This window comes from Pseudomonas sp. P5_B2, from assembly GCF_056400445.1.
In genome coordinates, this window is the sequence record NZ_JBFULH010000022.1 from 16,051 (window position 1) to 29,287 (window position 13,237).

At 60.7% G+C, this 13,237-nt stretch carries 12 protein-coding genes; 7 read left to right on the forward strand and 5 right to left on the reverse strand.

Annotated features, from left to right (window positions below):
- Position 1 precedes the first annotated feature (1 nt).
- Both AC1DRJ_RS04545 and AC1DRJ_RS04550 read right to left on the reverse strand, forming a co-directional pair.
- On the reverse strand, positions 2–307 hold the full coding sequence (locus AC1DRJ_RS04545) for a PepSY domain-containing protein (protein WP_477801038.1): 306 nt from the start codon (positions 305–307) through the stop codon (positions 2–4).
- Positions 307–615: a PepSY domain-containing protein gene (locus AC1DRJ_RS04550; RefSeq protein WP_477801039.1), complete on the reverse strand. Its 309-nt coding sequence runs from the start codon at positions 613–615 to the stop codon at positions 307–309. The genes AC1DRJ_RS04545 and AC1DRJ_RS04550 overlap by 1 nt, the downstream gene beginning before the upstream one ends.
- Positions 616–886: 271 nt before the next feature.
- On the opposite strand from AC1DRJ_RS04550, the gene AC1DRJ_RS04555 reads away from it, so the two are divergent.
- From AC1DRJ_RS04555 to codA, 5 genes are all read left to right on the forward strand, one after another.
- Positions 887–1,966 carry a patatin-like phospholipase domain-containing protein gene (locus AC1DRJ_RS04555; RefSeq protein ID WP_477801040.1) on the forward strand — a complete coding sequence of 360 codons (1,080 nt, stop codon included), beginning with the start codon at positions 887–889 and terminating at the stop codon, positions 1,964–1,966.
- A gap of 85 nt (positions 1,967–2,051) precedes the next feature.
- Positions 2,052–2,408, forward strand: a complete 357-nt coding sequence (gene queD, locus AC1DRJ_RS04560; protein WP_477801041.1) for a 6-carboxytetrahydropterin synthase QueD — start codon at positions 2,052–2,054, stop codon at positions 2,406–2,408.
- 180 nt (positions 2,409–2,588) lie between these two features.
- On the forward strand, positions 2,589–3,419 hold the full coding sequence (locus AC1DRJ_RS04565; RefSeq protein ID WP_477801042.1) for an alpha/beta fold hydrolase: 831 nt from the start codon (positions 2,589–2,591) through the stop codon (positions 3,417–3,419).
- A gap of 172 nt (positions 3,420–3,591) precedes the next feature.
- Complete coding sequence (codB, locus tag AC1DRJ_RS04570) at positions 3,592–4,863, forward strand: cytosine permease (protein ID WP_477801043.1); 1,272 nt, start codon at positions 3,592–3,594, stop codon at positions 4,861–4,863.
- A 13-nt stretch (positions 4,864–4,876) separates the two neighbouring features.
- Positions 4,877–6,121, forward strand: a complete 1,245-nt coding sequence (gene codA / locus AC1DRJ_RS04575; RefSeq protein ID WP_477801044.1) for a cytosine deaminase — start codon at positions 4,877–4,879, stop codon at positions 6,119–6,121.
- 111 nt (positions 6,122–6,232) lie between these two features.
- Here codA and AC1DRJ_RS04580 read toward each other — a convergent pair whose 3' ends face one another.
- Positions 6,233–7,225 carry a diaminopimelate epimerase gene (locus AC1DRJ_RS04580; RefSeq protein WP_477801045.1) on the reverse strand — a complete coding sequence of 331 codons (993 nt, stop codon included), beginning with the start codon at positions 7,223–7,225 and terminating at the stop codon, positions 6,233–6,235.
- A 194-nt stretch (positions 7,226–7,419) separates the two neighbouring features.
- On the opposite strand from AC1DRJ_RS04580, the gene AC1DRJ_RS04585 reads away from it, so the two are divergent.
- On the forward strand, positions 7,420–9,006 hold the full coding sequence (locus tag AC1DRJ_RS04585; protein ID WP_477801046.1) for a glucan 1,4-alpha-maltotetraohydrolase domain-containing protein: 1,587 nt from the start codon (positions 7,420–7,422) through the stop codon (positions 9,004–9,006).
- A 108-nt stretch (positions 9,007–9,114) separates the two neighbouring features.
- Positions 9,115–10,266 (forward strand): MFS transporter, encoded by a 1,152-nt coding sequence (locus tag AC1DRJ_RS04590; protein WP_477801047.1) that lies wholly within the window; start codon positions 9,115–9,117, stop codon positions 10,264–10,266.
- A gap of 96 nt (positions 10,267–10,362) precedes the next feature.
- On the opposite strand, the gene AC1DRJ_RS04595 is transcribed toward AC1DRJ_RS04590, so the two are convergent.
- The gene (locus AC1DRJ_RS04595; protein ID WP_477801048.1) at positions 10,363–12,786 is read right to left on the reverse strand and encodes a TonB-dependent siderophore receptor; all 2,424 of its coding nucleotides are present in this window, start codon (positions 12,784–12,786) and stop codon (positions 10,363–10,365) included.
- A gap of 97 nt (positions 12,787–12,883) precedes the next feature.
- Positions 12,884–13,237 (reverse strand): FecR family protein (locus AC1DRJ_RS04600; RefSeq protein WP_477801049.1); only part of this gene is annotated, 354 nt, incomplete at its 5' end.

Genomic DNA, 13,237 nt, shown 5'->3' on the forward strand with positions numbered 1-13,237 from the left:
GTCAATCTTCCTTGTCTTTCAGTAAACGGCCGGTCGCGGCCTCAATGTCCAGTTCACGGACCACACCTTCGGGGGTCAACAGCTCGACTTCATAAATGTAGACGTCGTGCTTTTCTTCAAGCTCKGCTTCCAGCAACTTTGCGCCGGGATAGCGATCCAGCGCCTGTTGCAGCAATTGCTCCAGCGGCAGGATCACCCCTTGCTGACGCAGGCGCAGGGCTTCGTCTTGATCCAGGTCGCGGGCCAGGACCGCTGAGCAAAACGCCAGAAGTACTAGCGCCATGCGTGAATATGAACGCACCTTCATTACGTATCCTGATGATCCTTGAGAACCTGACCGCTGACAGCGTCTAATTCCACGTCCCACTCGATGCCCTGTGGGTCGCGCAGCTCAACCTGATAGATGTACTTGCCGTACTCTTCTTCCAGCTCGGTCTGGGTCACCGTCGAACCGGGGTGTTTGGCCAGCGCACTGGCGTTGAGTTTCTCGAAAGACACAATGGTACCAGCGTCACGCAGCCTGAGGGCTTCATCGGGACCGAGGTCGCGAGCGTGGGCGAGGTTGGAGGTCACGGCGATGATCGAGGCGCAGGACAGGGCAGTCAGGGTTTTCATGGGTGTCTCCGTTTTTTGCTTGCTTACGGGAGGCACCTTAGCGAGCAGAACTTAATTGAAACTGAATTGCCATCATTGGAGACGAAACCGCGATTTAGCAGCCTCACCACAAAACCCTGTGGGAGTGAGCCTGCTCGCGATAGCGGTGTATCAGACACGATCAATGTTGAATATCAGACCGCAATCGCGAGCAGGCTCACTCCCACAGTGTGGATTTGTGGTGTTGCCTGAACTGCTTATAATTCCCCGCTTGCCCAACTACGAGACCGGTATGACCGCTATCCACATCAAATTCCCTTCCCTGACCCTCAAGGCCGGCCGGCGTGCCTTCGCGCGTATCCGTAAAGACGGCCTGAGCGCCACCGACGTCGGCACGCTGCCGGGTGCCGCCGGCGGGCCGAAAGCACTGGGGATTCAAGGTCTGGACCTGGCGTTGTTTGGCGAATGGCTGCCGGCTGCACCGCGCGAGCGTTCACTGATTGGCGCCTCGGTCGGTTCCTGGCGCTTCGCCAGTGCCTGTCTGCCGGACGCCGCCGAAGGCATTCGGCGCCTCGGTCATTTGTACACCCAGCAGGACTTCGCCAAGGGTGTGACCATGGCGCAGATCAGCCAGAGTTCGCAGCGCATGCTCGATGAATTGCTGGACGGGCGCGATGCGTCGATCCTGAGCAACGCGCATTACCGACTGAACATCATGGTGGTCAAAAGCCACGGCCCGTTGGCGCACGACCATCGCGGCCGCCTCGGGCTGGCGCTGGGGTCAGTGATCGCCGACAACCTGCGCGGGCGCGCACGGCTGTCGCGGCATTTCGAACGGCTGATCATCCACGACCCGCGCCTGGCGCCGCCGGTCAATGCGCTGAACGATTTCCCCTCGCGCTTCGTCGCGCTCAACACCGGCAACCTGCGCCAGGCGCTGCTGGCGTCGGGTTCGATCCCGATGGTGATGGAAGGCGTGCGCGATTTGCCCGGTGCGGGTGCGGGCACGTTCCGCGATGGCGGTTTGCTCGACTACCACCTCGACCTGCCCTACAGCGGCAACGACATCGTGCTGTATCCGCACTTCACCGACCGGGTGATTCCCGGCTGGTTCGACAAGACTTTGCCATGGCGCCGCGCCTGCCCCGCGCGCTTGCAGGACGTTCTGCTGCTGGCGCCGTCGAAGGAGTATCTGGCGCGCTTGCCCTACGGCAAACTGCCGGACCGTAACGATTTCAAACGTTTCATGGGGGACGCGCCGGCCCGGCAGAAATACTGGCGCGCCGCCATGGATGAAAGCCGTCGCCTCGGTGACGAGTTCCTCGAACTGGTCGCCAATGGTCGCCTCAGCGAGCGCTTGCTGACCCTTTAGTCAGTGTTTCGCCCGCAGCTCTGGTAAACTCGCCACCTGCCCGCATCGCCGTGGCGATCGCCACCTGACAGAGCTGAAATCACCTGTGGAAATTTTCAAAGAGTTTACGTTCGAATCCGCCCACCGCMTRCCCCACGTACCGGAAGGCCACAAGTGCGGCCGCCTGCACGGGCACTCGTTCAAAGTGGCGATCCACTTGAGCGGCGACCTCGATCCACACACCGGCTGGATCCGCGACTTCTCGGAAATCAAGGCGATCTTCAAGCCGCTTTACGAGCGTCTGGACCACAACTACCTGAACGACATTCCCGGACTGGAAAACCCGACCAGTGAAGTGCTGGCCAAATTCATCTGGAATGAATTGAAGCCCCTGCTGCCGGAACTCAGCGCGATCCGTATCCACGAGACGTGCACCAGCGGCTGCATCTATCACGGCGAGTAACCCGCTCTAGAACCCAACACAAATCCCCTTGTGGGAGCGGCGGTGCGAGCAAGTCGAATCGTCGCACCGCCGCTCCCACATTGGGTATGTATTTCGTCAGTGAATGATCAAGCCACCCTCAGCGGTGGCTTTTTTATGCCTATGCTTTTTGCCTCGTCTCCCCGCCAAGAGGACACGCAAATGGCTGACTGGCTGCTGGACCGCCAATACCGCTTCAACGGGCACCGCATTAACTACGCCGTGCACGGCGACGGCCCGCCGCTGGTGTTCGTGCATGGCACGCCCTTCTCTTCTTATGTGTGGCACCGCATCGTCCCGCACTTCATTGCCACGCACCGGGTGCATTATTTCGACCTGCTGGGCTATGGCCAATCGGAGAAAATCGACGGCGACGTTTCGTTGGGTGTGCAGAACGAGTTGCTGGCGCATTTGCTCGATCACTGGGCCATCGAGCGGCCCGATGTGGTGGCCCACGATTTCGGTGGCGCCACCGCGCTGCGCACTCACCTGCTGAACGGCAAGGATTACCGCAGCCTGACATTGATCGACCCGGTGGCGCTGACGCCTTGGGGTTCACCGTTCGTGCAGCATGTGCGCCAGCATCAAGCCGCGTTCAGTGGCGTGCCGGATTACATCCAGCGAGCCATCGTGCCGGCCTACATTCGCGGGGCGATCAAACGCGACATTCCCGATGAAGAACTCGCTCCGTACGTGCAGCCGTGGCTGGGGGAACCGGGACAAGCGGCGTTCTACCGGCAAATTGCGCAGATGGACGAGCGCTATACCCGCGAGGCTGAAGGTTTGTACCCGACCATTCGGTGCCCGGTGCAGATTCTGTGGGGCGAGGACGATCAGTGGATCCCCATGGAACGCGGACGGGCGCTGCATCAGCTGATACCAGGCTCGCAGTTTCATCCGGTGCCCAATGCCGGGCATCTGGTTCAGGAAGATGCACCGGAAGCGATTGTTGCCGCGTTGCTGAAATTCTTGCTCCTACACATTTCCCCTTGAACACCCCAATCCCCTTGTGGGAGCGAGCCGGCTCGCTCCCACAAGGGGTATGTGTTTTCGGGCCACATTCCCGGCCAAATACTGGCGTTCGACTATAAATAAACACAACCCAACCCTTGGCACGACCACTGCACTCTCTACCGCGTCTTCCCCCATTCGTAAGGAACGCCATATGACGCAGAACGACCCGGGCAACGACTACCCCCTCAGCGAAGTGCCGATGCATGCCCGTAAGGGGCTTCGCTCAACGGCCATGGTGCTGCTGGGTTTCACCTTCTTCACTGCCACCATGTTTGCCGGTGGCAAGCTTGGTGTGGCGTTCGACTTCGCCGAGATGATGGCGGTGATTATCGTCGGCAATCTGTTGCTGGGGATCTACGCCGCAGCATTGGGGTTTATTGCGTTCATGAGCGGGCTCAACTCGGTGCTGATGGGCCGTTTCTGTTTCGGTGAAGTGGGCAGCAAGCTCAGCGACCTGATCCTCGGTTTTACCCAAATCGGCTGGTACGCCTGGGGCACCGCCACTGCCGCCGTGGTGTTGGGCAAGTATTTCGAGTTGAGCGAGGGCACGGTCCTCGGGCTGATGGTGCTGTTCGGGATGATCTTTTGTGCGACCGCTTATGTCGGTTATCGCGGGCTGGAAATTCTCTCTTATATCGCTGTTCCGGCAATGATGGTGCTGCTGACGCTGTCGATGTGGGTGGCGACGGTAAAGGTCGGTGGGCTCAATGGCTTGCTCGCCGTAGTGCCGACGGAAACGATGGATTGGTCGACCGCCGTGACCCTGGTGTTCGGCACGTTTGTCAGCGGTGCGACCCAGGCCACCAACTGGACGCGCTTCTCGCGCTCGGCAAAGGTTGCAGTGCTGGCGAGCCTGATCGGCTTCTTCTTCGGCAACGGTCTGATGGTGGTGATCGGCGCCTACGGGGCCATCGTCTACCAACAACCGGACGTGGTCGAGGTGCTGATGTTGCAGGGTTTCGCCATGGCCGCGATGGCGATGTTGCTGATCAACATCTGGAGCACCCAGGACAACACCATCTACAACTTCGCCGTCGCCGGTTGCAACCTGCTGCGCACCGGCCGCCGCAAAACCGTGACCTTGGGCGGCGCGCTCATCGGCACGGTACTGGCACTGCTGGGCATGTACGACATGCTGGTGCCGTACCTGATTCTGCTGGGCACGGTGATTCCGCCGATTGGTGGCGTGATCATGGCCGACTTTTTCTTTCGCTATCGCGGTCATTATCCAAAATTGGCCGACGCACGGTTGCCGGCGTTCAACTGGGCGGGGTTGACCGCCTATGCCGTCGGCACCGTGGCCGCATTCAGTTCGCCGTGGGTCGCGCCGTTGGTAGGGATTGCCGCTGCCGCGCTAACGTATATGTTATTGACCGCCGTGCTCGGTGCTCGAACCGTCCGTGCACCCCAGCAAGATTTATAAAAGGATTCGCCTGATGCACATCATCAACGCCCGTCTGCGCAACCAAGAAGGCCTACATGAGTTGCACCTGGAAAACGGCCTGATCCGTAGCATCGCCCGACAAACCGAAGCCCCGTCCCTGGGCCCCGACGATCTGGATGCCGGCGGCAACCTGGTGGTACCGCCCTTTGTCGAGCCGCACATTCACCTCGACGCCACCCTGACCGCCGGAGAGCCCCGCTGGAACATGAGTGGCACGCTGTTCGAAGGCATCGAGTGCTGGGGCGAGCGCAAGGTCACGATCACCGAGGAAGACACCAAGACCCGCGCCAAGAAGACCATCCAGACCCTCGCCGCCCACGGCATCCAGCATGTGCGCACCCACGTCGACGTCACCGACCCGCAGCTCACCGCCCTCAAGGCCATGCTAGAGGTGCGCGAGGAAAGCCGTCACCTGATCGACCTGCAAATCGTCGCGTTTCCGCAGGAAGGCATTGAGTCATACCGCAATGGCCGCGAGCTGATGGAAGAAGCGATCCGCATGGGCGCCGATGTGGTCGGCGGCATTCCGCACTTCGAGTACACCCGTGATCAGGGTGTGAGTTCAGTGAAGTTCCTGATGGACCTGGCCGAGCGCACCGGTTGCCTGGTGGATGTGCACTGCGACGAAACCGACGACCCGCATTCACGCTTCCTTGAAGTGCTGGCCGAAGAGGCGCGCAGCCGCGACATGGGCTCGCGGGTCACCGCCAGCCACACCACGGCGATGGGCTCTTATGACAACGCCTATTGCGCCAAACTGTTTCGCTTGCTCGGGCATTCCGGGATCAGTTTTGTCTCCTGCCCCACTGAAAGCATTCACCTGCAAGGGCGTTTCGACACCTTCCCGAAACGCCGTGGCGTAACTCGGGTCAACGAGCTGCTCGAAGCGGGGATGAACGTGTGTTTTGGTCAGGACTCGATCGTTGACCCGTGGTATCCGCTGGGCAACGGCAACATCCTCAGGGTGCTTGAAGCGGGCCTGCACATCTGCCACATGCTCGGTTACCGCAACCTGCAAAGCGCGCTCGACCTGGTGACGGACAACAGCGCCAAGGCAATGAACCTGGGCGAGCGTTATGGCCTGGAAGCGGGACGGCCGGCGAACTTGCTGGTGCTATCGGCGGACAGTGACTATGAGGTGATTCGCAGTCAGGGCTTGCCGCTGTATTCGGTTCGCGGGGGCCAGTTGCTGATGAAGCGGACGATGCCGGTGGTGGAATGGCCAAATCAATTCTGATTTTTTGCTGACTGTCAGGGCCCCATCGCCAGCAGGCTGGCTCCCACATGGATCTGTGTCGTTCACACATCCCCTGTGGGAGCCAGCCTGCTGGCGATAGCTTTGCTGAGTTCAACCCATCAGCCGAGCCGTGCCAAACAACCTGACCCGACTCAACTCCCCGTCCACTTCCTCCAGCAAAATCGGCGCCGTGCCGCCCGGCATCACCACTTTCACCTCGCCCGCCGCCACCCAACCCACACGCCAAGCCGCACACGCCACCGCACTGGCGCTGGTGCCCGAAGACGCCGTCGGCCCTTCCCCGCGCTCAAACACCCGCGCGACGACTTGGCCTTCAGATTCAAGCATCGCCCACTGCACATTCACCCCTGCCGGACACGGCTCACCGGCTCCGGTCGGCATGGCATAAGCAATGCGCATCAAGCCCTCAGCCAATGGTGATTCACGCATTTGCTCATTGCTCGGCAACGCAGCAACATCCGCCACCAGCGTCACGCAATGCGGATTGCCGATGCGCACAAACTGGCTGCGGTTCCAGGCCGGTTCAAGCGAGGACAAGGGCCGCACATGGCTGACGTCCCGCCCATTCAACTGCACGCTTTCAATCCCGTGCGCGGCTACTGCTTGCGGTCCTAACGCAGGTTTGCCCAGATCCAGCCAGAATCCTTGCACGCCATCAATCTCGGCCGGTTTGACTGTCGTCGTCCCCGGCGAAACGGCGTCCGCCTTGTCGTGATGAACCCTCAGCAGGCACGGCGCCTCCTTCGGCATCAATCCGTGCTCACTAAGCGACTGAGAAAAAATCGTCAGCCCATTGCCACTGCGTTCGGCCAGCGTGCCGTCGGTGTTGACGATCAGCAGGTCATACGGCGGCGCCGATTGAAACGGCCCGACCAGTAAACCGTCGCTACGATGGTCCTTGCTGCCGGGCGGCTGAGTGCCGGGGGCCCAAGCACAAAATGCCTCGATGGCGGCTGACGCCCACGTCTCGCGGGTGTGCGCAGCCTGACTGGCCAGCATCGGTAAATCGATACCGCTGCCACGCACCGCCTCTGGTGTCACAACCGCATAGATATTGCCTCGAGCATCGTAGAACGGCGTCATGGATCGGTCCTGAAGTCAGCCTGAAAGGAGCCTGTACTTTAGGTCACCGTCAGAGAAAGCACATCTGCCTGTTCAGTTATGTACGTCCCGTTATCAAGCGTGATTTTTTTGGAGCTACCTGTCAGTTATGACAGCAGACAAGCCTTTGCAGCAGGCTCAGAGTGAAGCTCTTCATACGTACTCGGGACAGGCTCATGAAAAGGACCTCGCTGCTGTTTCTGTTCATTGCCCTGGGCTTGACCGGTACGGCAATGGCCGACACAACAGCCCCGGTTCGCAATGGCACCGGGGAAGAAATCCTGTTGCAGGGGTTTCACTGGAACTCCAGTCGCAATGAACCCGAAAAGTGGTATGCGCTGCTGGCACGCATGGCCGGTCAAATTGGCAATGATGGTTTTACCGCGATCTGGATGCCGCCGCCATGGCGAGATGATTCCAGCTGGGTGGACGCCATCAAAGGCACCTCTGGGGGTGGTGAAGGTTATTTCTGGCGCAGCTTCGATAAGAACAGCCAGTACGGCAGCGACGAACAACTCAAGACAGCTGCCGCGGCGCTGAATACTGCCGGCGTGCAAGTGGTCTATGACGTGGTGCCCAACCACATGGATGACAGTAGGGTAAATGCGTCCCTGTTTCCCAGAGGCCGCAACGAGTGGCGCCACGATTGCGCCACGTGTGATGAAGGCGATGCCTTCATGGACGGCAACGCGGACCTGAACACGGGCAACCCGGCGGTATCCGAGACCTTCAAAAACGAGCTCGTCAATCTGCGCCAACTGTACGGAGCCAAAGGCCTGCGTTTCGACTTTGTTCGCGGCTACGCACCGGAAACCGTCGAACGCTGGATGACGGCGGTGGGCGATCAGCCGTTCTGTGTCGGTGAGTTGTGGAAAGGCCCCAGCGAATACCCGGCCAACGACTGGCGCAGCCAGGCCAGTTGGCAGGATTCACTCAAGGACTGGTCCGACCGTTCCCACTGCTCCATCTTCGACTTTGCCCTGAAGGAACGGATGCAGAACGGTTCAATCGCCGAATGGCGGCATGGGCTCAACGGCAATCCCGGTCCCAACTGGCGCAAAATTGCGGTCACCTTCGTCGATAACCACGACACCGGCTATTCGCCGGGAAGCTATGGCGGGCAACATCACTGGCCGTTGCCCGAGGAGCGGCGCAATCAGGCCTACGCCTATATCCTCAGCAGTCCCGGTACACCCGCCGTGTATTGGCCGGACATGTACGACTGGCAACGCGGCGAGCTGATCCGCCAGTTGATCAAGCTGCGCAAGGAGGCCGGAATCAGGGCTGACTCGCCGATCCGTTTTCAGCCTCAGTATTCCGGGCTGGTAGCAACAACGACGGGCGCCCGTAACAGCCTGGTGGTTGCCCTGGACTCGGACTTGCAAAAGCTGCCCCAAGAGCTGACTGACCCGGCGCTGACCTGGGATAACGGCAAAATCCGCATCTGGCGCACCACCCCCGAGCAACCGCCGGTCAGCGTTCAATTCACTTGCGACTACGCCATGACTTACCCCGGCCAGACCGTTTATGCCGTGGGATCGTCACTTGAACTGGGCGCCTGGGACCCTGCCCATGCCGTGGCATTGACCAACGCGCCTCTGGAAAACCAATGGCGCGGCGCAATCAACTTGCCGGCGAAACAAGACATTCAGTGGAAATGCATCGTACGCAACAACGATGCTTCCGGCGCCGTGCGTTGGCAGCCGGGGCCCAACGTGAGCTTTACCAGCGGCGCAGTCAGCCAGACGCGAGGGACGTTTTAGGCACTCGGCTTCATGACCGTGAAAAGCCCTCAAGGTCGCGGGACGCTGCCTGATATGCAAGGATGTTGCCCTGCCTATCGTCAGCAACCCGCAATGCCAAGGATTTTCATGACTGCCCTCAATATCTCTGCGTCCTTCATCCCCGGCCGACTGGAGCAGATGTCCACCCGCGTCGCATTCTTCATTGCCGGTCTCGGCATCGCCGCCTGGGCGCCGCTGGTGCCTTACGCCAAGGCGCGGGCCGGTCTGGGTGAAGGGACGCTCGGTCTGTTGCTATTGTGCCTGGGGGTGGGGTCGATTCTGGCGATGCCGTTGGCCGGGTTGCTGGCAGCGCGCTTCGGTTGCCGACGCGTGACGGCGGGCGGGACGTTGCTGATCTGTGCAGCCCTGCCGTTGCTGGCGACGGTGTCGAGCGTGCCGGCGTTGATTGCCACGCTGTTCATGTTCGGCGCCGGGCTGGGCACGGTGGATTCGACGGTCAACCTGCAAGCGGTGATCGTCGAACGGGCCAGTGGCAAGAACATGATGTCGGGGTTTCACGGGATGTTCAGCCTGGGCGGGATCGTTGGTGCGGCAGGCGTCAGCGGTCTGCTCAGTCTTGGAATGTCTCCGCTGGGCGCGATGTGGTTAGTGGTTGCGGTGCTGGTGCTGGCCTTGCTGAAGGCGGCGCCGCACCTGTTGCCCTACGGCAGCGAAAGCGCCGGGCCAGCGTTTGCCGTGCCCCATGGCATCGTGCTGTTTATTGGCGGGATGTGCTTCATCGTGTTCTTGGCCGAAGGCGCGGCGCTTGACTGGAGCGCGGTGTTCCTGGCGCAAGAGCGCGGGATCGACACGGCGTACGCCGGGCTGGGGTATGCGGCCTTTGCGCTGACCATGACGGCCGGGCGCTTGACCGGTGACCGGATTGTCCGGCGTCTGGGTTCGACGCAGGTGATTGTGGTCGGCGGGCTGATAGCCGCAGCGGGCCTGGCGCTGGCCACGTTCGCACCAGCCTGGCAGGCGGCGCTGGTGGGTTATGCGTTATTGGGCGCGGGCTGCTCGAACATCGTGCCGGTGCTGTACACCGCCGTTGGCAAACAGACGGTCATGCCCGAGCACATTGCCGTGCCGGCCATCACCACGCTGGGCTATGCCGGCATCCTCGCGGGACCTGCGGTGATCGGGTTTATCGCCCATGGCAGCAGTTTGAGTTTTGCCTTTGGCTTGATGGCGTTGCTGCTGGTGGCGGTGGCCATTGGCGGCAAGGTGTTGAGAGTCTGATAAAGCTATCGCCAGCAGCTGACTCCCACAGGACTTGTGAACTACACAAAACCAATGTGGGAGCCAGCCTGCTGGCGATGGGGTCACCTCGGTCTTTCAGAACCCCACACTGGCCTGCACAAAGAACGTACGCGGCGCGCCCACGTACATCCCCGAATTGTTGTCGCTGGACCGGGTGAAATACTGTTTGTCGAAGATGTTTTTCACCCCGGCGCCGAGCTTCAGGTTCGACAGCTGCGAACCGAAGTCATACCCGCCGCGCACGTTCCAGGTCATGTACCCCGGAATATCACCAAACTGACCGTCCGCTGTACCTTCAGTGATGTAGTTGCCATTGAAGCTGCCATCAGCGTTCACGCCCGTGCCCGGCGAACGCTGCTTGGACTGGGCAAACGCATCGAGGTTATAGGTCCAGCGATTGATGTCGTAGCGCAGTCCGGCGGTGGCCACCTGACGCGAGTAGAACGGCAGGTCACGACCCTTGAAGCCTGGAATATCGCCTTCATAGGTGGCACGGGTGTAGGTGAAACCGCTGTAAGCGGTCAGGCCGTCGAGCATCGGATTGAGCGCCGACAGGTCGTAATGCACCGACGCTTCCAGGCCCTGGTGCTTGGTCGCGCCGAGGTTGGTCCAGCCCACGTCATTGCTGATGTATTGCAGCTCGTCATCAAAGTCGATGTAGAACAGCGTCACTTCCCCGCCCCACGCCTCATCGTTGTAGCGCGTGCCGACCTCATAAGTCTTGGCTTTTTCCGGCTCCAGGCCATTAGCGGTGTTGTCACCGATACCGCCCTGGCCGAGCTGGAAATATTGCAGGCTGCCGAACGAGGTTTCGTAGTTGGCGAACAGCTTCCACTCTTCGGACAGGTGATACATCACGCTCAAGGCCGGCAGCGGTTCGTTGCTTTCGATGCTGCGCTTCTTTTCCGGCACGCGCTTGCCAGCGGTGTCGAGCACCGGACGGTCGTGCCAGTCGGTGCTGATGTGTTCGAAGCGGATACCCGGGGTCACTGTCCAGTTGCCGACATCGACTTTGTTGTCGAGGTACACCGCGTTGGCTTCGGTGCCGCCGGTACGGTCCTGGAACACGTGGCCATCAGAGGTCGGGGTGAGCACCGGTTGATTGTTCGCCAGAGCAACACGGCTCGATTCTTCGTGCATGGCTTCTTTGAGGTAGCGATAGCCGACGCTGACTTCTTGAGTGGTCGGGCCCGCTTCAAACACATGGGACACCCGTGGCTCGATGCCGAAGGTGTAATACGTACGAGGGTAAGCGCTGAGGGTTTTCTGGTCGCGGGCGGCGATGTTGCTGCCACGAAAACTGTCGGTGTAATACGTCAGCACTTCGGCCTGGGTACGGTCATCGATCTCCCGTGCCCAGCGGAACGACACATCCTTGCGGCGACCGGTGAAGTTGTCGTAGTCGCGCACGGACTGGAACGGGTCGGCGTCGTACTGCGCTTGCGTCAGGCCACCGGGCATGTCGGCGTTGGCGTCGTAGTAGTGAAAGTTGAGGGCGAAATAATCGACATCGGTGGGTGCCCACTGGGTCTTGAGGAGCACATCGGAGATGTCGTTGCCGTTGTTGCTTTCGCGGTAACCGTTGCCGTTCACCCCGGAATACAACAACGCCACACCGATGCCGTTGTCCGCAGTGCCGCCGAGGAACGCGCTGTCGAGGTGTTTCCAGCCACCGTACTGCGAGGTTTCCAGGGTGGTGCCGATTTCACCGGTGGCTTCTTGCGGGATTGCGCGCGTCACGAAGTTGATCACGCCACCGACGTTTTGTGGCCCGTAACGCACGGAACCGCCGCCACGCACCACGTCGATGCTGTCGAGGTTGCCCGAGGAAATCGGCGCCATCGACAGCTGCGGTTGACCATACGGCGCAACCGCGGCCGGCACGCCGTCGATCAATACGGTGGAGCGTGGCGACAGGCGCGAGGTCAGGCCACGTACGCCGACGTTCAAGGAAATATCGCTGCCACCGGTGCCGTTGGCATCCTGCACTTGCACGCCGGGGACGCGTTTGAGCACCTCGCCAACGTTCATCGCCGCTTGCTCGACCATCGCTTCACGGCGCACCACCGTCCGCGCGCCAGGATGGTTCTGCACCAGGGCCACGTCGGCATCGCCGAGCCAGTCGCCGACCACTTTGATATCGGTCACGTCCAGCTCCAGCGGCCCGTTCGAAGCGGACGTCGGCACGGGCGACAACGTGACCGAACCTTGATCGATCTGGTATTGCAGACCGCTGCCTTGCAGCAATTGGCGCAAGGCCTGTTCCGGCGAGATGTCACCGTCGACTGCCGGGGCTTGCTTGCCGGCAACCAGTTCAGGATTGAAAAAAACCTGCAACGACGTTTGCTGGCCCAACTCGCTCAGGGCCTGGCCCAACGGCTGCGCCGGAATATGGATGACACCGGCGGCGAACGCCTGGGGAAGCGCGGCGCTGATCGTCAAGGCAAGTGTCAGCGGCAACCAATGGGATTTTTTGTTGTTGGCAGAGGTGTTTTTCACGTCGAACTGTGTCCTGTAAATCGCAAGCGCATGCGTTTGTTAATGCAAACCAGTTGCAGATGGACAAGAAGACGATGAACTCGAAAAAAACCTGAATTTATTTTGAAATTATTTCCTGACTGCCGTCATCGAGGGTGCGCACGGCCACCGGCAGGATGCTCGGCAAGGCCTTGAGCAGTGCGTCGGTGTTGTCGGAATTGAACACGCTGGTCAGGCGCAGATCGCCGACTTTGCCGTCGCTGACGGTGAGCGGTTTCTCGCGATAACGCGACACTTCGGCAGCCACCTCGCTGAGGCTGGCGTTGTTGAACACCAGTTTGCCGCTGCGCCACGCCGTCAGCTCGGCCGGGTTGACCGCATAAGCCGCCGCGACAACCCCCTGGGCATCGATGCGAGTGCCGAGGCCGGCAGTCAGGCTGATGACATCGGTGCCCTGCCCCTGAACCTTGAC